General features: G+C 71.8%; 21 protein-coding genes. 15 read left to right on the forward strand and 6 right to left on the reverse strand.

Translation table 11 applies throughout. The features are described from left to right. The first annotated feature begins 61 nt into the window (after window positions 1-61). The 5 genes from KK483_RS30420 to KK483_RS30440 all read left to right on the forward strand — a co-directional run bounded on the left by KK483_RS30420 (window position 62) and on the right by KK483_RS30440 (window position 6,309). On the forward strand, window positions 62-1,369 hold the full coding sequence (locus KK483_RS30420) for a DUF2254 domain-containing protein (protein WP_262008423.1): 1,308 nt from the start codon (window positions 62-64) through the stop codon (window positions 1,367-1,369). 154 nt (window positions 1,370-1,523) lie between these two features. Next, the gene (locus KK483_RS30425; RefSeq protein ID WP_262008424.1) at window positions 1,524-2,774 is read left to right on the forward strand and encodes an ROK family glucokinase; all 1,251 of its coding nucleotides are present in this window, start codon (window positions 1,524-1,526) and stop codon (window positions 2,772-2,774) included. Beyond that, entirely contained in the window at window positions 2,771-3,376 is a 606-nt protein-coding gene (locus KK483_RS30430; protein WP_399015384.1) for a hypothetical protein, read from the forward strand. The genes KK483_RS30425 and KK483_RS30430 overlap by 4 nt, the downstream gene beginning before the upstream one ends. 203 nt (window positions 3,377-3,579) lie before the next feature. Next, on the forward strand, window positions 3,580-4,470 hold the full coding sequence (locus KK483_RS30435) for a universal stress protein (protein WP_262008425.1): 891 nt from the start codon (window positions 3,580-3,582) through the stop codon (window positions 4,468-4,470). A gap of 1,017 nt (window positions 4,471-5,487) precedes the next feature. Next, entirely contained in the window at window positions 5,488-6,309 is an 822-nt protein-coding gene (locus tag KK483_RS30440) for an isocitrate lyase/phosphoenolpyruvate mutase family protein (RefSeq protein ID WP_262008426.1), read from the forward strand. A 207-nt stretch (window positions 6,310-6,516) separates the two neighbouring features. On the opposite strand, the gene KK483_RS30445 is transcribed toward KK483_RS30440, so the two are convergent. Next, window positions 6,517-6,657, reverse strand: coding sequence for a hypothetical protein (locus KK483_RS30445; protein ID WP_262008427.1), 141 nt, complete (start codon window positions 6,655-6,657; stop codon window positions 6,517-6,519). Here KK483_RS30445 and KK483_RS30450 point away from each other — a divergent pair. After that, window positions 6,595-6,912: a hypothetical protein gene (locus tag KK483_RS30450; RefSeq protein WP_399016225.1), complete on the forward strand. Its 318-nt coding sequence runs from the start codon at window positions 6,595-6,597 to the stop codon at window positions 6,910-6,912. The genes KK483_RS30445 and KK483_RS30450 overlap by 63 nt on opposite strands. A gap of 68 nt (window positions 6,913-6,980) precedes the next feature. Here the strand turns inward: KK483_RS30450 and KK483_RS30455 are convergent, their stop codons facing one another. Beyond that, window positions 6,981-7,400 (reverse strand): DUF3592 domain-containing protein, encoded by a 420-nt coding sequence (locus KK483_RS30455; protein ID WP_262008429.1) that lies wholly within the window; start codon window positions 7,398-7,400, stop codon window positions 6,981-6,983. A gap of 298 nt (window positions 7,401-7,698) precedes the next feature. Here KK483_RS30455 and KK483_RS30460 point away from each other — a divergent pair, with 298 nt between their 5' ends. Next, on the forward strand, window positions 7,699-9,633 hold the full coding sequence (locus tag KK483_RS30460; RefSeq protein WP_262008430.1) for a serine/threonine-protein kinase: 1,935 nt from the start codon (window positions 7,699-7,701) through the stop codon (window positions 9,631-9,633). A 44-nt stretch (window positions 9,634-9,677) separates the two neighbouring features. Here the strand turns inward: KK483_RS30460 and KK483_RS30465 are convergent, their stop codons facing one another. Further along, entirely contained in the window at window positions 9,678-9,803 is a 126-nt protein-coding gene (locus tag KK483_RS30465; RefSeq protein ID WP_262008431.1) for a hypothetical protein, read from the reverse strand. Between the two features lie 175 nt (window positions 9,804-9,978). On the opposite strand from KK483_RS30465, the gene pcaC reads away from it, so the two are divergent. From pcaC to KK483_RS30490, 5 genes are all read left to right on the forward strand, one after another. Beyond that, a complete protein-coding gene (pcaC, locus tag KK483_RS30470; RefSeq protein ID WP_262008432.1) occupies window positions 9,979-11,256 on the forward strand; it encodes a 4-carboxymuconolactone decarboxylase in 1,278 nt (425 codons plus the stop codon). A gap of 125 nt (window positions 11,257-11,381) precedes the next feature. After that, window positions 11,382-12,374, forward strand: coding sequence for an IS481 family transposase (locus KK483_RS30475; protein WP_262008433.1), 993 nt, complete (start codon window positions 11,382-11,384; stop codon window positions 12,372-12,374). Window positions 12,375-12,735: 361 nt separating this feature from the next. Continuing rightward, window positions 12,736-13,368: an MBL fold metallo-hydrolase gene (locus KK483_RS30480; RefSeq protein WP_262008434.1), complete on the forward strand. Its 633-nt coding sequence runs from the start codon at window positions 12,736-12,738 to the stop codon at window positions 13,366-13,368. A gap of 29 nt (window positions 13,369-13,397) precedes the next feature. Next, a complete protein-coding gene (locus tag KK483_RS30485) occupies window positions 13,398-14,177 on the forward strand; it encodes an exodeoxyribonuclease III (RefSeq protein ID WP_262008435.1) in 780 nt (259 codons plus the stop codon). 83 nt (window positions 14,178-14,260) lie between these two features. Next, window positions 14,261-14,704 carry a DUF6278 family protein gene (locus KK483_RS30490; protein ID WP_262008436.1) on the forward strand — a complete coding sequence of 148 codons (444 nt, stop codon included), beginning with the start codon at window positions 14,261-14,263 and terminating at the stop codon, window positions 14,702-14,704. A gap of 265 nt (window positions 14,705-14,969) precedes the next feature. Here the strand turns inward: KK483_RS30490 and KK483_RS30495 are convergent, their stop codons facing one another. Together KK483_RS30495 and KK483_RS30500 are read right to left on the reverse strand one after the other, a co-directional pair. Further along, complete coding sequence (locus KK483_RS30495) at window positions 14,970-16,556, reverse strand: CocE/NonD family hydrolase (protein ID WP_262008437.1); 1,587 nt, start codon at window positions 16,554-16,556, stop codon at window positions 14,970-14,972. Between the two features lie 112 nt (window positions 16,557-16,668). Then, entirely contained in the window at window positions 16,669-17,898 is a 1,230-nt protein-coding gene (locus KK483_RS30500) for an Ig-like domain-containing protein (RefSeq protein WP_399016228.1), read from the reverse strand. Between the two features lie 253 nt (window positions 17,899-18,151). Here KK483_RS30500 and KK483_RS30505 point away from each other — a divergent pair, with 253 nt between their 5' ends. Both KK483_RS30505 and KK483_RS30510 read left to right on the forward strand, forming a co-directional pair. Beyond that, entirely contained in the window at window positions 18,152-18,922 is a 771-nt protein-coding gene (locus KK483_RS30505) for an alpha/beta fold hydrolase (protein ID WP_262008439.1), read from the forward strand. Continuing rightward, on the forward strand, window positions 18,919-20,166 hold the full coding sequence (locus KK483_RS30510) for a cytochrome P450 (protein ID WP_262008441.1): 1,248 nt from the start codon (window positions 18,919-18,921) through the stop codon (window positions 20,164-20,166). Before KK483_RS30505 ends, KK483_RS30510 begins: the two co-directional genes overlap by 4 nt. 268 nt (window positions 20,167-20,434) lie before the next feature. On the opposite strand, the gene KK483_RS30515 is transcribed toward KK483_RS30510, so the two are convergent. Then, entirely contained in the window at window positions 20,435-21,196 is a 762-nt protein-coding gene (locus tag KK483_RS30515) for a hypothetical protein (RefSeq protein WP_262008442.1), read from the reverse strand. A gap of 105 nt (window positions 21,197-21,301) precedes the next feature. Here KK483_RS30515 and ggt point away from each other — a divergent pair, with 105 nt between their 5' ends. Beyond that, a complete protein-coding gene (ggt, locus tag KK483_RS30520) occupies window positions 21,302-23,116 on the forward strand; it encodes a gamma-glutamyltransferase (RefSeq protein ID WP_262008443.1) in 1,815 nt (604 codons plus the stop codon). Window positions 23,117-23,158: the final 42 nt, after the last annotated feature.

The raw sequence follows: 23,158 nt of genomic DNA on the forward strand, positions 1-23,158 counted from the left end.
AGGAACGGCATTACGGTGGTGGCAGACATGCACACCAGGTGAGAACCCGGGGGCGCACACGATGGTGTCCTGGGCGACGCTCTTCCGGCTGCGGCAGTACACCAAGGCCAGCCTGTGGATCCTCCCGCTGTTCGGCCTCGTGCTCGGCACGCTCCTCGCGGACGTCGCCGTGTGGGCGGACCGGCAGCTGGACAGCAGCGTGCGGGTGCCGGCGGGCTGGCAGTACTCGGCAACGACCGCGAGCGGTGTCCTCAGCTCGATCGTCGGATCGATGGTCGCGCTCCTCGGCTTCGTCGTCACCATCGGCGTCCTCGTCGTCCAGCAGGCCACAGGGACGCTCTCACCGCGCTACATGCGCCTCTGGTACCGGGACCGCCTGCAGAAGGCCGTGCTCGCGACGTTCACCGGAACCTTCGCCTTCTCCTTCTCCCTGCTGCGCCGCATCGAGACGGACTTCGTGCCCGACCTCGGCGTCACCCTGGCAGGACTGGCCGTCGCCGTGAGCCTGCTGCTCCTGCTGATCTACCTCAACCGCTTCATCCACAACCTCCGGCCCGTGGCCATCGCCGCCCTGGTGTCCCGGGAGGGGCGGCGGCTGCTCGGCAGGGGAGCGGTGCTCGCCGAGGCGGAGGGCGGCGCGCGCCGGGTGGGGGAGCGGATCGCACAACCGGCAGACGGGCCGGTGACCGTGATCCGCACCGAGCAGGGCGGCGCGATCCAGGGCGTCCATGTGGCACGGCTGAGGGCCGCCGCCGAGCGGCACGACTGCCTGCTGGTGCTCACCCACCGCGTGGGCGACTCCCTGCCGCCCGGCGCCACGCTCATCGAGGTGTACGGCACGACGCCGCCCCGGGCCGGGAAGCTGACCGGGCTCGTCGCGCTCGGTGTCGAGCGCACGATCGAGCAGGATCCCGCCTTCGCCCTGCGCATCCTCGTCGACGTCGCGATCAGGGCGCTCTCACCGGCCGTGAACGATCCCACGACGGCCGTCCAGGTCCTCAACCACATCGAGGCCCTGCTGCACAGCGTCGGCAGGATGGAGCTCAGCCACCAGTACGTCCTCCGCGACCGCCGCGGACTGCCCCGCCTCGTGGTCCCCGGACGGTCCTGGGAGGACTACCTCCAGCTGGCCGTCGTGGAGATCCGCGAGTACGGCTCGACCTCCGTGCAGATCTGCCGGCGGCTGCGCGCCCTGCTGGAGGGACTCCTCGCCGTCGTGCCCGAGCGCCACCGGGCCCCGGTCCGCACGGAGCTGCGGCTGCTGGACGAGGCCGTGGAGCGCGCCTTCCCCGACCCGGCGCGGCGGGCGAGGGCCCTCACGCCCGACAGCCAGGGCATCGGCGGCGGGCAGGACGACGCCGTGGCGTGAGAGGGCGGGCGCTCACGGGCTCCGGGGTGCTCCGAGGGGGGGCGACGTGCGGTCCCCCGAGTCCCCCGGCGGCCCGGATGGCACAATCGGGCAGGGCGGACCCGCCCGTCCGCCCCGCAGTACCGGACCGCCATCCACCACGCGCAGGGACACCGTGAGCACGTACCGTGACTTCGCCCACCGGGGTGCCGCCCGGGCCACCGTCCTGCGGACCGTCGGCACCCGGGAGAGGCGCTCCCACCTCACCGCGCCCCGCGTCCCGACCGTCGGCATCGACATCGGCGGTACGAAGGTGATGGCCGGGGTCGTCGACGCCGACGGCATCATCCTGGAGAGGCTCCGCACCGAGACCCCCGACAAGTCCAAGAGCCCCAAGGTCGTCGAGGACACCATCGTCGAGCTGGTCCTCGACCTCTCCGACCGCCACGACGTCCACGCCGTCGGCATCGGCGCGGCAGGCTGGGTCGACGCCGACCGCTCCAAGGTGCTCTTCGCGCCGCACCTCGCCTGGCGCAACGAACCGCTGCGGGACTCCCTGCAGAAGCGGCTCGCCGTCCCCGTCATGGTCGACAACGACGCCAACACCGCCGCCTGGGCCGAGTGGCGCTTCGGCGCGGGCCGCGGCGAGGACCATCTCGTCATGATCACCCTCGGCACCGGCATCGGCGGGGCGATCCTGGAGGGCGGCCAGGTCAAGCGGGGCAAGTACGGCGTCGCCGGTGAGTTCGGCCATATGCAGGTCGTACCCGGCGGGCACCGCTGCCCCTGCGGCAACCGCGGCTGCTGGGAGCAGTACAGCTCCGGCAACGCCCTGGTCCGCGAGGCCCGCGAGCTGGCCGCGGCGGACTCCCCGGTCGCGTACAACATCATCGAGCGCGTCAAGGGCCACATCCCGGACATCACCGGACCGCTCATCACCGAGCTGGCCCGCGAGGGCGACGCCATGTGCGTCGAGCTCCTGGAGGACATCGGCCGGTGGCTCGGCGTCGGCATCGCCAACCTCGCCGCGGCACTCGACCCGTCCTGCTTCGTCATCGGCGGCGGCGTCAGCGCCGCCGACGATCTGCTGATCGGCCCCGCCAGGGACGCCTTCCGCCGCCACCTGACCGGGCGCGGCTACCGGCCCGAAGCCCGAATCGCCAAGGCCGAGCTCGGCCCCGAGGCAGGTATGGTCGGTGCGGCCGACCTCGCCAGGCTGGTCGCCCGCCGCTTCCGGCGCGCCAACCGGCGCCGCGTCGAGCGGTACGAGAGATACGAGCGGTACGCCCAGGCATTCCGCAATCCGGTCGCCACCGCAGGCAGCGGCCATGACAGCCACGACCACGACAGTCACGACGGCGGCGACGGCGACAATGGGAACACCGCCGGCTCCGCCCGTACCACCCCACAGGAACCCTCGTCATGACCCTGCCCCGACAGACCGCCCCCCGACCGGACGAGTCACTGCCCACCGTGCAGACCGTGCGGCCCGTACGGCTGCCCGAGGACCGGCGCCACATGATCCGGCGGCGCTGGGTGACCGCGATCGTCATCGTGCTGCTCATCGGCATCCCGGCCGGCTACCTGGTGATCTCCGCGGAGCAGAGCCGCCGCAGCGGCCGCGACAAGGAGCAGGAGTCCTCGGCCACCGGGCTGCGCGAGCACTGGCCGTCCAAGATGAAGCGCCGCGTCTTCGAGGTCCCCATCCCCGCGAAGTCGACCGAGGTCGCCTACTACGAGACCTCCAACTGGAAGTCCAGCCGGCTCTACGTCACCTTCCGCACCACCGCCGCCGGGCTTGACACCTTCCTCACCAAGGTCGGCACCAGCCGCTCCGAGCTCAGGACCGGCGCGGTGAGCATCGGGCACCGCGACGCCGCCACCGCAGGCTGGACGTTCGGGCCGGAATCCGCCTGGTCGGGCACCACGCACCAGGAGAAGGCCCCCCGGCCGACCCAGGACATCACCGCCGATCTGTCCGATCCGTCCTCGCCCAAGGTCTTCGTCGTCTCGACCGCGACCCCCTGACCGGGGACCCGGCGAGGTCCCGGGAACGGGTCGCTGGGACGGGCCGCCGGGACGAGTCGCCGGGACGAGTCGCCGGGACGGGCCGCCGCACGCCGGGGCCCAGGTGTGGAGAGCGCGGCGCCGGGGAACCCGTAACCGGTCGCGATCTCCAGGGGCCGGCCCTTCGCGGCCGCGCCCCCGAACCGGACGGAGGCTCACCCCCGATGGCACCACCCATCACCGCAGGGGCGGACGGATCACCGGAAAGCCTGGCCGCCGTGGCCTGGGCCGCCCGCGAGGCCGTGCTCCGCGGCCTCCCTCTCCGTATCGTGCACGCCTGGCTGTGGCAGCCGCTGGACGTGCCGATCGTCCAGGACAAGGAGACGCAGGCCCGGTCGGCCGAACGCCTGGTGCGCGAGGCGGGGGCGGCGGTGTCCGCCCGGTACCCCGACCTACCGGTCACCACCGAGGTGGTCCCGGACACGCCGGTCGCCGCCCTGCTGGGCGAGGCCGAGCGGTCCCGGATGCTGGTGCTCGGCTCGCGGGGGCACGGCGCAATCGTGGGGTTCCTGGTCGGCTCGTACGGCCAGCAGGTGATCGCCTCCGCCGGGTGCCCCGTCGTCTCGGTCCGGGCCCCCGCCGCAGATGCCGAGGCCCCAAAGGAACCCCAGCCGCGGGACGGCGATGAGATCGTCGTGGGCCAGCAGGGCTCGGCGGAGGACAGCGCCGCGGTGCTCGGCTTCGCCTTCGAGACCGCGGCCGCACACGGCGCGCCCGTGCGCGCGGTACGGGCATGGAGCCTGCCGCCCTTCTTCGCCTACAGTCCCGGAACGCTGCAACTGGTCGACGAGGCCGGGGGCCTGGAGCCGTACGAGAAGCAGGCGCTGGCCGAGGCACTCGCCCCGTGGCGGGAGCGCTTCCCCGACGTGGCGGTGACCGAGCACGTCGAGATCGGCAGCGCGGGGCAGGTGCTGCTGTCGGCGGTCTCCCGCGCCCAGTTGCTCGTGGTCGGCCGCCGGGCGCGCCGCTCCGCCATCGGCAAGCGCATCGGGTCTGTCGCCCATGCCTCGCTGCACCATGCGCCCTGCCCCGTGGTGGTCGTACCCCACACCTGAGCGAGGTGCTCGCGGCAGACCCGTACCGCCGTGAGCCCGCAGGCGGCAGACCCGTACCGCCGTGAGCCCGCAGGCGGCAGACCCGTACCGCCGTGACCGCAGGCGGCAGACCCGTACCGCCGTGAGCCCGCAGGCGGCAGACCCGTACCGCCGTGAGCCCGCAGCGGGACCACCGTCAGGACGGATGCCAGGCTCCGGAGGTGCTCCCAGGTCATGTCCTTCCACCACTTCGTCTCCCAGTCGTGGCTGTGGAAGCGGAAGAGAGAGAGCGTGTCGGCGGTGAACCGCGGTGGCGGTGCCGGGGCCAGGACGTCCAGGAACGCGCTGATCTCGTCCGCCAGGTCCGGGCGCAGGGCGAGCTCGTGCGAGGCCACGGACAGGTGGGCCCGGAACCGGTCCATCGAGAAGGGCCGGGTCAGGTGGTCCTCGTGCGGGAGGGACAGCGGCGCCGGCGCCTTGTGTACGGCGGCGACCAGGTCGGTCATCCCGGTGTTCGGCGTGCCGTCGGGGAGGTGGTGGATGTCGAAGACCAGGGCGCTGCCGAGCCGGACGATCCCGGAGTTGTACACCGTGAAGGAAGCCGCATCGGCGAGGAGCCGGTCCAGCACCTCGACCAGTTCGGCTTCGGTGACACCGCAGTGGATGTTCCCGGCGAGGGTGGCGTGGGGCGGAAAGGCGGCGCTGGAGACCAGCCCGAACTGCTGCTTCATCGTCAGGTGCAGCTGGGCCAGCATCGTGCAGGTGTGCGGGTCGGGGCGGAGGAAGACTCCATAGCGGTGGGGGCTGCGGGCGGTCACCGGCCCACCTGCTCCCGGTACTGCCGGATGTCGCGGTTGGCGGCGGCCTCGGCATCCTGGAGGGGCCGGTCGAGGGGGGCTGCGACACGGTGCACCGCATGCGGGAACGTTCCCATCGATGTGCAGGGAGACGGGCGTGACGCTCGGCGGGAAACCCCTTGCGGATGCGGCGGGACCGGCAGGGCGCAGCCCCTTCTGGCCTCGTGATGCAATGCCGCTCATGGCAACTCTCATTGATAAGGCGCAGGTGTTCCGTTCCCTGCATGTGCCGGGCACACCGGTGGTCCTGCCCAACGCATGGGACGTGGCGTCCGCGCGAGTGGTCGCGGACGCCGGCGCCCTCGCCGTTGCGACCACCAGCGCCGGGGTCGCCTGGTCGCTCGGTCGCGGTGACGGCGACCACCTCACCCGAGACCAGGCGCTCGGAGCGATCGCCCGGATCACGGCCGCCGTCGAGGCGCCGGTCACCGCCGACATCGAACGCGGCTACGCGTCCGACCCGGCCGGTGTGGCCGAGACCGTACGAGGTGTCCTCGCGGCCGGAGCGGTGGGCATCAACCTGGAGGACACTCTGCGTCCCGTCGCCGAGCAGGCCGAACGGCTCACAGCCGCCCGCAGGGCCGCGGACGACGCCGGTGTCCCGCTGTTCATCAACGCCCGTATCGACACGCACCGCCTGCCACCCGGTGACCGCACCGCCTGGCTCGACGAAACGCTCGCCCGTGCCCGCGCCTACGCGGCGGCCGGCGCGGACGGCATCTTCGTCCTCGGCACACCGGACGCCGAAACGGTCCGGACGCTCGTGTCCTCCCAACCCCTGCCGGTGAACGTCCTGGCAGGCCCCGGCTCCCTGCCCGTGTCCGAGCTGGCCGAGGCGGGCGCTGCCCGTATCAGCGCGGGTTCCTCCATCGCCGAGGCCGCGTACGGGTTGGTCCGGCGAGCGGCCTGCGAACTGCTGGAGAAGGGCACGACGACCACAGCGGAGGGCGGGTTCGACTACGCCACCCTCAACGCGCTGCTCCTCGCCGGACCGGAGCACTGAGCCGTGGTCAAGCACGCAGCCGCCGTCGGATCGCCCTCGGGGTGACCGTGCCGTGGTGCAGCGGGCCGGGCCGAGTGCGTCGGTCGCGGCCCGCTGCCGGCGGTCTGGCCAGGACCGTGGTGAGGCCAGGTCTGGCCAGGTCGCGGTGAGGTCAGGCCGGGCCAGGTCAGGGCCGCGGTGCGGCTAGGGCGGCGGCCAGGGCGGTGGTCAGGCCGGCGCGGCGGCGACCTTGCGGGCGGTCTTCACGATGTCGCCGGTCGGCCGTGTCGGGTACTCGGGGTGGTCGTGCAGCCAACCGTCCTCCTGCGGGAGGGAGCCGCCCACCTGCGCGCCGCGTGGGCCGCTCATCCCGAGGACCAGGCGTTGGTCGACCTCATCACCGAATGCACCACTCATGACGAGGAATTCTCGCGCCTGTGGGCCGAGCGAGAGGTCAAGGTCAACGGCCGCGGACGCAAGGCGATACGGCATCCTGACGTCGGCGCGATCGCCGTGCATTTCGAAGTACTCATGCCGCTTCAGGATACGGACCAGCGGTTGATGATCTGCCACGCCGCGGACGATGAGAGCCGGGCGGCACTGGACCGGCTGCGCACACGGTGATAAGGAACCGGACCCGTTCCCGAATGCGCTTCCGGTGCGACGCGAACGGACTGCTCCCGCGGGTCGGCTCAGCGGCGGACCAGCTCCCAGAGCGCGAGGCCCGCGAACAGACAGCCGACCGCGAGGCACGGAACGATCCTGCTCAAGCTTTTCCAGACGAGCCCCTGCCGGACCCCGCCGTCTCGCATGTCGATCCGCGCGGTCCCCGGGGTGCCGGGAAGGTAGATCACCGGGGCCGAAGCCTGCAGGCCCAGGCCCCGCCCTGTTTCCTGGTCCCGGAACTGGCGCATGTGGCCCTGGTCGTCGACGAATTCGACCACCGCGTGTCGGGTGGGGCCATTCCCTCCTGTGCCGGAACTCGACTTGTAGCGGGTCACCAGGCCCCTGGCGCGGATCCCGTGGTGCCGCAAGCGGTAGAGGAGCGCGGCCTCATGGACGCCGTACCCCGTGAGGGCCAGACCGAGCACCACGAACACCACGTAACCCATCGGCGCCTCTCCTTCGGAGTCCCTTCGTGCTCTGCGGGCATCTCATGCTCCTGACAGGGACGCTCCGCTGCACAGCGGCGGTTCCTTGTGCACATGCGGGGTGCGGCCATGAACCCCCGCGGAGGCCATGCCACCGGACGCGGTCAGGATTCGCGGGGCGAGAGGGATGAGCTCGCTCGGGGGCGTCCGCCACGACTCGGCCAACAGCGCGGGTTCCGAGCCGGGAACCAGCCAAATACCAAGCACAGCAGGTGAGTCATGCTCACCCCGCCCATCCTCGCCTGCGTATCGTCCTTGCATGGACCATCTGAGCTTGGACGATCCGCGTGCGATTGGGCCCTATCGACTTCTCGGGGTGCTGGGAGAAGGGGGTATGGGCCGGGTGTACCTCGCACGGTCCGCAGGGGGGCGGACCGTCGCCGTGAAGGTGGTGCGGGCCGAGTTCGCCAGGCAGGACGACTTCCAGCAGCGGTTCGCGCGGGAGGTCGACGCCGCGCGGCGCGTGAGCGGTCACTGGACCGCGCCGGTCCTGGACTTCGACACGAGCGCCGCGACGCCCTGGGTCGCCACCGGCTACGTACCGGGTCCCGACCTCCGGACCGTCGTCGCCGACGACTACGGCCCGCTGCCCGAGCATTCGCTGCGCAGCCTCGCGAACCGGCTCGCGCTCGCCCTGGAGGCCATCCACGACGCCGGTCTCGTGCACCGGGACCTGAAGCCGTCCAATGTCCTGGTCACCGTCGATGGTCCCCGCGTCATCGACTTCGGCATCGCCCGCGCCCTGCACGCCGTTTCCGGCAACGACTTCCGTACCCGCACCGGCGTTGTCGTCGGCTCGCCTGCCTTCATGTCGCCCGAGCAGGCGCGAGGGCTCGAAGTCGGCCCGCAGAGCGACGTGTTCAGCCTCGGTTCCGTCCTCGCCTACGCGGCGACCGGGCGGCTACCGTTCGGCAGCCACTCCATCGGGCTGCACGCGCAGTTGCTCCGCGTGATCGAGGAGGAGCCGGACTTGGAGGGCGTGCCGGAGGACCTGCTCGGGCTCGTACGCCAGTGCCTGGAGAAGGAGCCCGAGGGTCGTCCCACGCCTACGGAGCTTGTGGCCCGCACCGCCGCCGGGGAGGTGCGGCCATGGCTGCCGGGAGAGGTGCTCGAGCAGCTGGGAAGGCATGCGGCGTGGTTGCTGGATCTGGATCCGCAGGCACGTACGCCGGGTGTGCCTGTGGCTACGCAGCCGGACGTGCCGGTGGAGGCTCCGACCGATGCGCGGCCGGACACGCGGCCGGACACCCAGCCGAACACTCCGGTGGATGCGTACAAGGAGGTACAGCCCGACGTGTCGGTGGTTGCTTCGGTGGGCACCTCGACGTCCGACGGCCGCCCGCCACAGCCGAGTGCCCCGCCCGCGCAGTCACGGTTCAAACGGGCCCGATTCCTCGTCGCTGCCGTCGGGGTGCTGGTCCTCTCCGTCGGCGTGGCGATCGCGGCGAACTCCTGGGAAGGCAACGGCACGGACCCCGGTGGAAGCGGCGGTACGGACGGCAGCGGGGAGGCCACCCCGGAGGCGGTGGCCGTGCCTGAGACTTTCCTCGGGGCGTGGGAGGGCGTGCCGTTGAGCGACACGCGCGTACGTGTCGAGTTCAAGAAGGACGAGCAGCACCGCACGGTCGCCAGGTCCTTCTTCCTGACCGGCACCTCGCTCTGCGTCGTGAACAAGGAACCGAAGAATGCGTCCGAGGGCTCGGTTTCCCTGGGGGACGCCCGTAGCGAGAACGCCTTCGGCAGCGGCACGTGCACATTCCTGCCGTCGTACACCCTGAAGACCCGCAAGGACGGCAACCTCGACTTCGCCACCGACAACGGGCACTACAAGGCCGTCCTCTTCAAGGCCAGGACCGGCGAGGCGCCCGTGCCCGAGAAGTACTTGGGGCAGTGGGTGCCCAAGGGCAAGGAGAAGGACCCGACGGCCCAGGTCACCATCGAGCAGGCGAAGACCGGGGATATCTTCGTCAAGGGCTGGGACAACTCCGGTCAGAAACGCTGCACGTGGAAGGAGACCCTGGTGTTCGTGAACGACACCGGACTCATCTCCAGGCCGGTCTACCGACGCGGGTCGGCGGATCCCTGCGGCATGGCGCCCACCGGCGCCCGTGGGTACGCCCTCGCCCGCTCCGGCATCCTGTCCATGGGCCATGCGGCGCAGAAGCTGGAGTTCGTCCGCAGGGCCGGCGCGTAACGCATACGTACGGGGGCGTCGTAGGCGCACGACGTTTCCGCGCGTCAGAGCGCACCGAGGCGGAGGCCGCAGTCGGCACCATCGGCGGCGCGGTGACCGCCCTCGGTGGCCTGCTGAACCTCCGCGACGCCCGCCGGTGGCTTCTGGCAGCCGCCAGGGTCTGCCGTCACGACCCGCGCCCGGAAACGGTCCGGCAGAGCACTCGCCGCTGTCCGCGCGCCGACCGAGCACGGCTGCGCCCCCCTGAAGAGCCGGCGGGCCGAGCGACCTGTCGAGAGTGGGACGAGGCCCGCTAGATTCACCCCGGCGATGTGACATCTCGTGGCAGATGAGAGGGTCGGGCGGGTGAGCGAGACACCACCGAAAACGCTGCAATACCGCTGTGACGGGCCAGAGGACGCCCCGGTCCTGATCCTGGGTCCCTCACTGGGTACCACCTGGCACATGTGGGACCGCCAGGTTCCGGAGCTGTCGCAGCAGTGGCGCGTGCTCCGCTTCGACCTGCCGGGCCACGGCGGCGCCCCCGCCCACGCCGCCACCTCCGTGACCGAGCTCGCCGGCCGGCTCGTCGCGACCCTCGACGAGCTCGGCGTCCAGCGCTTCGGCTACGCGGGCTGCTCCATCGGCGGCGCGGTCGGCATGGACCTGGCGCTGAGGCTGCCGCACCGGGTGGCCTCGCTGGCGCTGATCGCCACCTCGCCGCGGTTCGGGACCGCCGACGAGTTCCGGCAGCGCGGGGTGATCGTGCGCACCAACGGCCTCGACCCCATGGCCCGTACCGCGCCCGAGAACTGGTTCACGCCCGGTTTCGCCGCCGCCCAGCCCGCGATCGTCGAGTGGGCGGTGCAGATGGTGCGCACCACCGACCCCGGCTGCTACATCGGTGCCTGCGAGGCGCTCGCCGCCTTCGACGTACGCGCCGAGCTGGGGCGGGTCGGCGTGCCGACCCTCGTCCTCGTCGGCGCCGACGACCAGCTCACCGGGCCCGCCGAGGCCCGCACCCTGGTCGCCGGCATACCCGACGCCCGGCTCGCCCTGGTCCCCGGCGCCTCGCACCTCGCGCCCGTGGAGCAGCCCGGTGCGGTGAGCGACCTGCTCGTACGCCACTTCTCCTCGGCCTGGCAGGACACGCTCGCCGCGATCCCGGCCCCGCCCGTCGCCCCCGCGATCTCCGCGCCCGTCACGCCCGTCGCCGAGCTCGGCCCGGCGCCTGAGCAGCCGAGGGCCGCCGGGGCGCTGCGCCCCGATCCGTACGAGGCCGGGATGCGGGTCCGCCGCGAGGTGCTGGGGGACGGGCACGTGGACCGGGCGACGGCCGCGGCCGACGGGTTCACGGCCGACTTCCAGGAGCTGATCACGCGGTACGCGTGGGGCGAGGTCTGGAATCGGGACGGCCTGGACCGCCGCATGCGCAGCGCGGTCACGCTCACGGCGCTGGTGGCCGGGGGCCACCTGGAGGAGCTGGCGTTCCACACGCGTGCGGCGCTGCGCAACGGGCTGACCCCGGCGGAGATCCGTGAGGTGCTGATGCAGACGGCGGTGTACTGCGGCGTCCCGGCCGCGAACTCCGCGTTCCGCGTCGCGCAGCAGGTCATCCGCGAGGAAACGACCCCGCGGGCCTAGGTTGTACTGCCCAGCCAGGTTGGTCGAGTTTGTGTGACGACACGGTCTGAATCTGTGAGATGGGGAAGGCCTCCGGTTGTGGAGTGGAGCTGTCGAGGAACCGCTCCGCCAACCAGGAGGCCTTCGTGTCTCACGCTAACGCTGCTTTGACTCCCCGTGCCCGTCTTCGGCTGGCGCGTCTGATTGTCGATGACGGCTGGCCGGTCGCCCGTGCGGCCGAACGCTACGACGTGTCCTGGCCGACCGCCAAGCGGTGGGCCGACCGTTACGCCGAGTCCGGGCCGGCGGCGATGGCTGACCGGTCCTCCCGGCCGCACCGCAGTCCTGCCCGAACACCGCAGCCGCTGGTCCGCAAGATCGTGCACCTGCGCTGGAAGCAACGTCTGGGCCCGGTCCAGATCGCCGGACGGCTGGGCATGCCCGCCTCCACCGTCCACGCAGTCCTGACCCGCTGCCGGATCAACCGCCTGTCCCACATCGACCGCGCCACCGGCGAGCCGGTCCGCCGCTACGAGCACGATCATCCCGGCGCAATGCTCCACATCGACGTCAAGAAGCTCGGGAACGTGCCCGACGGCGGCGGCTGGCGCTACGTCGGACGCGTCCAGGGCCGCAAGAACCGTGCCGCAACACCCGACAAGCCCCGCAACAAGTACCGAGGACCACTACTGGGAACCGCGTTCGTCCACACCGTCATCGACGACCATTCCCGCGTCGCCTACGCCGAGATCCGCGACGACGAGATGGCCGCCACCGCGGTCGACGTCCTGCGGCGCGCGGTAGCCTGGTTCGCCGCCCGAGGGGTGACCATCGAGCGGGTCCTCACCGACAACGGCTCGGCCTACCGCTCCCGGCACTGGACACAAGCCTGCACCGAGCTCGGCATCACACCGAAGAAGACCCGCCCCTACCGGCCACAGACCAACGGCAAGGTCGAACGCTTCCACCGCACCCTCGCCGACGGCTGGGCCCTCGGCCGCTTCTACCCCAGCGAATCAGCCCGCCGTAAAGCCCTGCCAGCCTGGCTCCATCACTACAATCACCACCGCCCCCACACCGCGACCGGCGGCAAACCACCCATCACCAGGTTGACCAACGTCCCCAGGCAATACACCTAGGGAGTGTTTTCACAGTGGCGTCGTCCGCCCGCAGGGCGGGCCCGGCGGCGTCTGGTGCGGGCGATCGCAAGGCGGAGGAGGGGGGAGTCCATGCGGTGGGGACACCTCCCGTGCCCGAAGGGCCACGCGGGTGGGGGCACCTCCCAGGCGCGAGCTCTGGGGGAGCGGGCCAGGCGTCGCCGGCAGACGGGACTGTGAAGACACGACCTAGGTGTATTGACCTGGAGCTCCGTCCCGGGCGCGGTCAAGGCCGTGCCGGGGGCCTTGGGGGCCTGCCCCCAGTTCGGGAAGGGGTGGGGTGGGGAAAAAGACCACCAATGAGGCCCGTGGTACCTGAGGGGCTGAGAGGGAGGTCGCTTCGGTGAAGCTCACAAAGAAGTCGCACGCGTGCGTCCGGCTGGAGAAGGACGGCCGCACCCTCGTCATCGATCCCGGCGCCTTCAGCGAGGAGGACGCCGCGGCCGGCGCCGACGCCGTGCTCGTCACGCACGAGCACCCCGACCACTTCAGCGAGCCACGGCTCCGGGTCGCGATGGATGCGAATCCGGCCGCCGAGATCTGGACGCTGCGCAGCGTCGCCGAGCAGCTCTCGGCCGCGTATCCCGGGCGCGTCCACCCCGTCGGCGAGGGTGACACGTTCACGGCCGCCGGCTTCGACGTGCAGGTGCACGGGCAGCTGCACGCCGTGATCCACCCGGATCTGCCGAGGATCACCAATGTCGGCTTCCTGGTGGACGGATCGGTCTTCCACCCCGGCGACGCGCTCACCGTGCCCGGCCGGCCGGTCGAGACGCTGATGCTTCCGGTGATGGCGCCGTGGAGCAAGGTCTCCGAGGTCATCGATTACGTGCGCGAGGTCGGGCCGCGCCGGGCGATCGACATCCACGACGCCCTGCTGACCGAGCTCGCGCGGCCCATCTACGACACGCACATCGGCAATCTGGGCGGCGCCGAGCACAGCAGGCTCTCCTCGGGTGAATCGACGGAGCTCTGACTGTCACACCCCGCGGTTAGGCTTGCGGCATGCGCATTGCCACGTTCAACGTCAATTCGATCACCGCCCGGCTGCCCCGGCTGCTCGCCTGGCTGGAGAGCAGCGGCACCGACGTGCTGTGCATCCAGGAGACCAAGTGCACCGCCGAGCAGTTCCCGGCCGACGCCCTGAAGGAGCTGGGCTACGAGTCCGCGGTCAACGCCGACGGCCGGTGGAACGGGGTGGCGGTGGTCTCCCGGGTCGGCCTGGAGGACGTCGTGAAGGGGCTGCCGGGCGCGCCGGCGTACGGCGGTGTGCAGGAGCCGCGGGCGCTCGGCGCCACCTGCGGCCCGGTCCGCGTCTGGTCGGTGTATGTGCCCAACGGGCGCGAGGTGGCCCACGAGCACTATGTGTACAAGCTGGCGTGGCTGGAGGCGCTCAAGGCCGCCGTCGCCGATGACGCCGAGGGCGACCGCCCGTTCGCGGTGCTCGGTGACTACAACATCGCGCCGACCGACGCCGATGTGTGGGATCGGTCCTTCTTCGAGGGTATGACCCATGTGACCGAGCCGGAGCGGGCAGCGCTTGAGGGGCTGCGCGGCACCGGCCTCGCCGACGTCGTGCCCCGCCCGCTCAAGTACGACCACCCGTTCACGTACTGGGACTACCGTCAGCTGTGCTTCCCCAAGAACCGGGGCATGCGCATCGACCTGGTGTACGGGAACGAGCCGTTCACCCGGGCCGTCAGGGACAGCTATGTCGACCGCGAGGAGCGCAAGGGCAAGGGTGCATCGGACCACGCCCCCGTCGTGGTCGACGTCGAGTTCTGACGCCGGGCCCGGGAGACCTCGGGGGGTACCGGCTCTGCGCGCCGTGTGGTGCGCCTGTCCATGGGAATGCGAGGCTGATCGGTATGAACATCCCTTTCTTGGACAACTGGCGCAGACGGCACAGTGCGGAGAGGGGTGGCCAGGCGCTGGCTCCCCCCGCCGGGGAGGACCCGGACGGCGTGGGCGAGCTGCTGGCCGAGTGCGAGCTGCTCAGGGTCCGGGCGGGGCAGCAGGGGCTCGATCTGGATGACACCCCGGAGTCGCTGGAGGCGCTCGACCAGCTGCCGCCGCGCTGGCGGGACGACCCCGAGGAGCTGCCCTGGCTGGGCAACGACGCGGGGCTCTATCTCGGCACCGTGATCGTCCGCACGGTCCGGGGTGCCTCCTGGCACGTCTGGCCGGGCGGCCACCCGGTGGTCCGGCTCGCCTCGGGGCGCGAGGTCAATGTGGTGGAGGCGGGGCTGGACTGGGCGGTGAACGGATCGCCCGAGCTCTCCCAGGTGTACGCGGAGGCGGCCGAAGCCTGAGATCGACGTGAGGCTTATACGGCTTTTACCCCGATGTCCCAATCGTGCGTGTTGGGGGAGAAGTGCCTTTGCGCCGCTGGGTAGTTTGCGTGATCTCGACACCCGCTGAGAAATGGGGCAGGGCAGCGTATGTCCGTCGTTCCTTTGATCGAGTTGTGTGACGTCAACCAGTGCTACGGGCAGGAGTCCCCCCACGCCCCCGGGGGCGTGGGGGGAGGGCCGGGGTAGTCCGGAGAGCCCGCCCCGGCCCAGTGGCAGCCGGAGATCACTCCTCGCGCAGCGGCACCGACACGTAGGACGGGTCGGCCGCGGGCGAGGAGAAGGTCAGCTGCGCGCCGGACGGGTTGTGCTCGATGTAGAGCGGGTCGACGGTGTCGACGACCAGGGCGAGCCGGTGGCCGGCCGGTACGTCGTAGGCGGTGGAGAACAGCTCCAGGTCCACGGTGAACGGCCTGCCCGGTGTCTGCCCGTGGAAGGTGTGCGGCGCGTTGCTCACCAGCTTGCCGAGGCCGAGCGGGCCCACGTCGTAGAGGTACGCGACGAGGGTGCCGCTCTCCTTGGTGCCGGTGACCGTGGTGTGCAGTTTCACCGTTCCCCGGATCCGCTGCGCCGCCGCGCCGCGCTCCGTCTGCCAGACGGCGGTGTACGACCGTGGCAGCAGCGGGATCGAGGCGACCGGGGGCAGTCCGAGGAACTGGTCAAGGGCGTTCGACAGCATCAGGATCCCGCCATTGGCCCCTGAGTCGACGTTCGCCCGGATCGTCCTGGTGCCGCCCAGGGCGACCTTGCGGGCGTCCGCGCCGACCGACTTCCAGTCGGGGTAGGTCTCGTAGCCGCCGGAGGAGCGGGACTTGACGCGGACGGGCTGCTCGCGGTCGACGCCGTTGGCGGTGCCCTTCAGATGGTGGTCGAACCAGCGGTGCGCGCTGGTCCAGGTGTCGTTGGGCAGTCCCAGCAGACCCGTCGCCTCGGCGGTGGCGTGGTCGCCGGGGCGGAACTCCAGCCGCTTGGGGCCGGTGAGCCGCTCGTAGAACTCGGCGTACTGGTTGGGCGGGAAGATGGTGTCGCCCCAGGCGTTGCCGAGCATGATCGCGGCGCCGTTGTCGTTGATCCGGTCGAGGTAGGTGGCGGGGGAGCGCTTGCGCCCCCAGGCGATCATCTCGTCCTCCTTGGCCAGGTTCGAGCCGAGGAAGTCCTTGAGGACCTGCTGGAGTTCGGGGCTCGGACGGCCCGTCAGGAAGCCCGCGCCGCCGAGGAGCGCGGCGGCCTGGAGGTGCTGTGTGCGGCCGCTGTATATGGAGGCGATCAGATCGCCCCAGCCGCTCAGCGCCGCGACGGCCCGGACGCGCTTGTCGTGGGCGGCGGCGAGCAGGCTGATCCCGGCGCCGTACGACACTCCGGCCATGCCGACCCGGGACGGGTCGGCCGGGGTGTGCGCGAGCGCCCAGTCGATGACCCGGGAGGCGTCGGCGATGTCCGGCGGGCCCGCCACCTCGATCTGTCCGCCGGACTGCCAGAAGCCGCGCGCGTTGTAACTGACCACCACATAGCCGGATTCGGCGAGCTCGACGGCCTGGGCGAGGTACTCGACCTGGGGTGTGGCCCAGCTGGTGGGCAGCACGATCACGGGGTACGTGCGCGAGCCGCCGGCACCGGCCGGGGTGACGACATTGGCCTTGAGCACGGTGCCGCCGTCGCCCCGGATGTCGACGAACCGTATACCGGCGGTGTCCCGGGTCCCGGCCGCCACCGCCGGAGCGGCCGGGACCAGCCCGAAGGCGGCCCCGGCCACGAGGGCGGCCGAGACGGTCGCGGTCGTCGAGGTGCGCAGGGCCTTGTGGGGGTGGACCATGGCTCACTCCTGACTCGTGCCAGTCCGAAAGTGACCCGACGGTAACCGGCCACCCCTACCTTGGGTAACTGGTCGGTAAGTTACGCCACCGTAACGATTGTTGGACCTGATGTCAGCGCAGCGCGCTCTTCGCCTGCCACTGCGACCAGTCCAGATTCCACGCCCCGTAGCCGTTGTTGAGCGCGACCGTGCCCTTGGAGTCGTCGCCGGTGATCTCGAACGGATCGCCCACCTGGACCGCTTCGTAGATCGCCGCCGCATCCGAGTCGCTCATCCCGATGCAGCCCGAGCTCTTGTTGGCGGAGCCCAGGAACGCGCTGTTCCACGGGGCGGCGTGGGCGTACATCCCCGACCAGGTCAGCCGCATCGAGTAGTCGACCATCTTGTCGTACGCGTCGCCGAGGCCGACCGTCTCGGAGCGCATGTTGATCGTGCCCTCCTTGGACATCAGCACGGCCGTGCCGCCCCACGACGCCTTCTCGCCGCCCGGCGTCCCCGCGGACATGGGCGCGTCCCTGACCAGTGCCCCGTCCCGGAACAGCTTCAGCCGGTGGTCGTCGAGGTCGACCTTCACCACCTGCTGCTTGCCGATGGTGAAGCTCATGGGGTAGTCGCGGACGAACCAGCCGCCGCCCTCGCCCGAATCGACGCCGCTCAGCTCGGCGTTGAGCGTGACCTTGGTGCCCGGCTTCCAGTACTCCTTCGGCCTCCAGTCCACCCGGGACCTGCCGGACCAGTCCTCCATCCAGCCCCAGGACCCCTCCGTGTTGTTCGAGGTGGTCACCTTCAGATGCTTCTCGACCTCCGCCCTGTTCTTCACCGGGTGGTCGAAGACGATCGACAGCGGCTGGGCGACGCCGACCGTGCGGTTGCCGCCGGGTGCCAGCGTCACCTTGTTGACCAGCTCCGGCGCCGCGGTGGTGAACTCCGCTGTGGCCGTCCCGCCCTGGTCGTCCTGGGCCCGCACCGAGTACGCCGTGCCGGGCGCGGCGCTCCGGGCGGAGGTCCAGCCGCGGCCGTCGGCGGAGACCGTGCCTGCCAGCCGGCCCCCCTTGGAGTCGGTGACCGTGACCTCCGTCAGCTTGCCCTCGGCGAGCGTGACCTTCACCGGCACGCCGGCCTTGGCCCGAGTGCCCTGCAGATTCACCGAGATGGCGGTCCGCGGCTTGCCGTCCGCGCCGCCCTTGGCGTCTGTTCCGGCGTCCGACGCGGCAGCGCCGGCGCAACCGGAGAGTGCGAGGACGAGGGCCACGGCACCGGCGGCCGAGCCGGTGCGGGCGGTCGAGCCGGTGGAACGGGCGGCCGTGCGGCCGGTGGAACGGGTGGCCGTACGCGGACCCATCGGGGCACGGCTGTGACTGCGGATGCGGCGGCTGCGGCTCAACTCAATACCTCCGTTGCGATCTCTTCCGTGGAGAGAGAGCGCGGTGGTGCGGACGGGGTTGCGTGGAAGGCTGGTGTTTCCGCCGCTCCTGATGTGACATGTCCGACAGTGCGCCCCTTCCGCACCCTGGCGGTTCCGTGAACCGCGGGCCACGGTGGTGGCGTACGCACCACACGTCCGCACGAGCCCGCGAACGGAAGACGGAGAAGACGTGACCCCATTCGTGCTCCCGCACACGCTCCTCGGCGAGGGACCGCACCATGTCGTCGCCGTACACGGCTGGTTCGCCGACCGCGACGCCTACGCGGCCGTGCGCCCCGACCTGGATCTGTCCTCGTTCACCTACGCCTTCGTGGATCTGCGCGGATACGGAGAGGCGATGGGCACACCCGGCGCCTACACCACGGGCGAGGGCGCCGCCGACGTGCTCGCGCTCGCCGAACGGCTCGGCTGGGACCGCTTCTCGCTCATCGGCCACTCCATGGGCGGCTCGGTCGTCCAGCGGGTGGCGGCGCAGGCGCCCCACCGCGTGCGCCGGCTGGTCGGTGTCTCCCCGGTGCCCGCCAGCGGACTGCCGATGCCGCCCGACCAGTGGGGGCTCTTCGCCGACGCCGCCGACCGCCCGGCCAACCGCCGCGCCATCATCGACATCACGACCGGCTCGGTGCGGCCCGCCGCCTGGCTCGACCGCATGGTGCGGCGGTCGCTGCGCCGCAGCGACCCCAAGGCCTTCCGGGCCTGGCTCGACTCCTGGGCCGTCGAGGACTTCCACGCCGACGTCGAGGGCTCCACCGTCCCCGCGCTCGCCGTCGTCGGCGCCCTCGACCCCGCGCTCGGCGCCCCGCTGACACGGGACACCTGGCTGCGCTGGTACGCACGCGGCGAGCTCACCGAACTGCCCGCCGCCGGGCACTACGCCATGGACGAGACCCCGCTGCAGCTCATCCGCACCGTCGAGGACTTCCTTCGGGCCGACGGATGACCACCGCCGTTCCGGACGTGTTCGACCCGCGGGTCTACGCCGGCGGGCTGCCGCACGAGGCCTTCCGCACCCTGCGCGAGCAACGGCCCGTCGCCTGGCAGGACGAGTACGAGGTGCTCGGCTGGCCCGCCGGACCCGGGTTCTGGGCGGTCACCCGCCACGCCGACGTCGTGCGGGTGCTCAAGGACGCGGAGTGCTTCTCGTCCTGGCTCGGCGCGACGCAGATCCGCGACCCCGACCCCGCGGACCTGCCGTTCGTCCGCCGCATGATGCTCAACCAGGACCCGCCCCACCACGGCCGGCTGCGGCGGCTGGTCAGCCGTGCCTTCACCCCCAAGCGGATCGACCGCTTCACCGCGGCGGCGCGGGACCGCGCCCGGGAACTGCTGACCGCCGCCCGCGAGTACGGACCCGTCGTCGACCTGGTCGCCACCGTCACCGACGACTACGCCCTGCTCAACCTCGCCGATCTGCTCGGCGTACCGGAGAGCGACCGGGGGCTGCTGCTCGGCTGGACCGAGCGCGTCATCGCCTACCAGGACCCGGACGAGCCACCGGTCCTCGGCGCCGACGGGCGACCGGTCAACCCGCGCTCACCCGCCATGCTGCGGGAGATGTTCGCCTATGCGCAGGAACTCGCCGCGTACAAACGGCGCAGGCCCGCCGACGACCTCATGACCGCGCTCGCCGCGCCCGGACTCTCCGACGCCGAACTGGAGATGTTCTTCTTCCTGCTCACCGTCGCCGGCAACGACACCGTCCGCAGCGCCGCGCCCGGCGGCCTCCTGGCGCTCGCCGAACACCCCGACGAGCAGCGGCGGCTGCGGGCGGGGGAGGCGGACGTCGGCACGGCCGTCGACGAACTGCTGCGCTGGCACCCGCCGGTGCTCTCGTTCCGCCGCACGGCGGTCCGCGACACGGCCATCGGCGGGCACCGGGTGCGCGCGGGCGACAAGGTCGTCGTCTTCCACGCCTCCGCCAACTACGACGAACGCGCCTTCGCCGACCCGTACCGGCTCGATCTGTCCCGCTCGCCGAACCCGCACGTCTCGTTCGGCGACGGCCCGCACGTCTGCCTCGGCGCGCACTTCGCGCGCCTCCAGCTCCGTGTGCTGCACGAGGAGGTGCGGGCGACGCTGCCGCCCCTCGCCGTGGCCGGGGCGCCGAAGCGGCTCGTGTCCAACTTCATCAACGGGATCAAGGCACTGCCGATCGGCCTCGACCGGCCGCGGCGGGGGTCCTAGGTCGTGTCTTCGAAGTCCCGTCTGCCCGGTGACGCCTGGCACGCTCCCCCAGAGCTCGCGCCTGGGAGGTGCCCCCCACCCCCGTAGCCCTTCGGGCACGGGAGGTGCCCCCACGCCGCGTTGTCGTCGGTCGCCCATGTCCCCCGTAGCCCATCGGGCACGGGAGGTGCCCCCACCGCATGGACTCCCTCCTCCGCCCTGCGATCGCACGCACCAGACACCGCCGGGCCCGCCCTCCGGGCGCACGACGCCACGGTGAAGACACTCCCTAGCTCGCCGCGCGGTGCGACTTCCGCGTGGCGGGCGCGGGCGCAGGCGTGGGGGCCGGGGTCTGCGCCGCGCGTGTGACGTCCGCGACGAGCTCGACGACATCCGGCCCGTACGCCTGGGTGTTGACCACTTTCAGCAGCAGGACGAAGGGGTTCGCGCCGTGCTTGCGGGCCAGCTTCACATGGTGGCGCGCAAGATAGCGGGTCGCGGCCTGATTGGTGATCGCCCGCTGCCCGCAGAAGAGGAAGACCGGTCTGCCGCCCTCGCCCGCCGTGAGCCGCGCGAGCAGCACGTACTCGGTGGTGCCCGCGTCCAGGCGGTAGCGCTCGGAGCCTATCTGGAAGGCGCCGCGGTCCGGGCCCGGCTCCACATCCGTGTTGATCTTCACGCCGGGCAGCAGCGACGACAGATGGGCGGCCATCCGGCGGTTCGAGTACGGCCCCCCGACGCAGAACTCCGTACGCTCGCCGAAGCCCTGCTGGGAGACGTCATGGTGAATGATCTGGGCGTGCGCCCCGCAGTCCTTGACGAGCGCGGAGAGTTCGAGCAGCGCGAACACGTCGAAACGGTGGACCGCTCCCTCGCTGCCCGCCTCGCGGTTGACGACGAGCAGGCACTCGGAATTCCGCGGCAGACCGAAGAAGGCCTGCTTGCGGCGGAGCGCCCGGCGCCAGAGGTAGTTGCGGGCGAACCAGCCGAGCGAGGCGCTGATACCGGCGGCCACGACACCGAGCACGATGTTGCGCAGGTCTTCATTCATGGGCGCGCATGGTAGCGGCACCGGTGGAACAATGTTCGATGCGGTCCTGACGGGAGGACCGAGGCGAAGTTACGCTGCGCGGACGTTCGTTGACCGGAGGTGCGCATGCGACGTAGTGCCGCTCGGATTGTCACGATTCCTGCCGTCGCGCTGGCGGTGCTGTCGGCGGGCGCCGCCGCCCCGCCGGGGGACCGGTCCCCGGCCGCGCCGGGCGGCTCGCCGGTGAAGACACCCGTGGCCGTCGGCTACGGAGGGGCGGTCGCGAGCGTCGACGCGGACGCGTCGGCGGCCGGTATCGAGGTCCTGCGCAGGGGCGGGAACGCCGTGGACGCGGCGGTGGCGACGGCCGCGGCGCTGGGCGTCACCGAGCCGTACTCGGCGGGCATCGGCGGGGGCGGCTTCTTCGTCCACTACGACGCGAAGTCCCGCCAGGTCCGCACCATCGACGGGCGGGAGACGGCCCCTCGCTCCGCGGACGCGTCCCTGTTCGTCGAGAACGGCAAGCCCGTACCCTTCGAGGAGGGCGTGACCAGCGGTCTCGGCGTCGGCACCCCGGGCACCCCGGCGACCTGGGACGCGGCGCTCGCGGCATGGGGGAGCCGCCCGCTGCGGGAGCTGCTGAAGCCGGCGGAACGCCTGGCGGAGGACGGCTTCACCGTGGACGCGACGTTCCGCTCCCAGACCCAGGCGAACGAGGCCCGCTTCCGGGACTTCCCCGCCACCTCCGAGCTGTTCCTGCCCGGCGGCGGGCTGCCGGTGGTCGGGTCGGTCTTCAAGAACCCCGACCTCGCACGCACGTACGAGGAGCTCGGGCGCAAGGGGACGGGGGCGCTGTACCGGGGTGCCATCGCCCGGGACATCGTGAACACCGTGCGCGAGCCCGGTGTCCGCGAGGGCGCGACACGGGTCGTGCGGCCCGGCGACCTGACGCTCCAGGACCTCGCGGCGTACGAGACGCAGCGCAGGCTGCCGACGAGGGTGTCGTACCGCGGGCTCGACGTGTACGGGATGGGCCCCTCGTCGTCGGGCGGCACGAGCGTGGGCGAAGCGCTGAACATCCTGGAGCGGACCGACCTCTCCGGCGTCTCCGAGGCGAAGTACCTGCACCGGTTCATCGAGGCGAGCCGCATCGCCTTCGCCGACCGCGGACGCTGGGTCGGCGACCCGGCCTTCGAGGACGTGCCGGTGCGGGAGCTGCTCTCGCAGCGGTACGCCGACTCGCGCGAGTGCCTCATCCGCGACGACGCCGTGCTGACCAGCCCGCTCGCACCGGGGGACCCGCGCAACCCCGCGGCCTGCGGCGGCGGGGGGACGGCGGCGCCGACGACGTACGAGGGCGAGAACACGACGCATCTGACGGTCGCCGACAAGTGGGGCAACGTCGTCGCGTACACGCTGACGATCGAGTCGACCGGCGGCAGCGGGATCACCGTGCCCGGACGGGGCTTCCTGCTCAACAACGAGCTGACCGACTTCTCCTTCGTCCCGGCGAACCCGGCCGTGCACGACCCGAACCTGCCGGGGCCGGGCAAGCGGCCACGCTCCTCGATCTCCCCGACCATCGTGCTGGACGACCACGGCCGGCCGGTGCTGGCGCTCGGCTCGCCGGGCGGCGCGACGATCATCACGACGGCGCTGCAGACGCTGACGGGTGTCGTGGACCGCGGTCTGCCCCTGGTCGACGCGATCGCGGCGCCGCGGGCGAGCCAGCGCAACCAGGCGACGACGGAGCTGGAGCCGGGGCTGTGGGACAGCCCGCTGCGGGCGGAGCTGGAGGCGCTGGGCCACGCGTTCCGGGCGAACCCGGAGATCGGGGCGGCGACCGGGGTGCAGCGGCTGCCGGACGGCCGCTGGCTGGCGGCGGCGGAGAAGGTCCGCAGGGGCGGCGGCGCGGCGATGGTGGTCCGCCCCGCGGGATGACCCACCGGGGCGGCGCGAGGGGACCGGCACTCTCGCGCCTCC

Origin of the sequence: Streptomyces sp. FIT100 (assembly GCF_024584805.1) — a bacterium.
Lineage (GTDB): Bacteria > Actinomycetota > Actinomycetes > Streptomycetales > Streptomycetaceae > Streptomyces.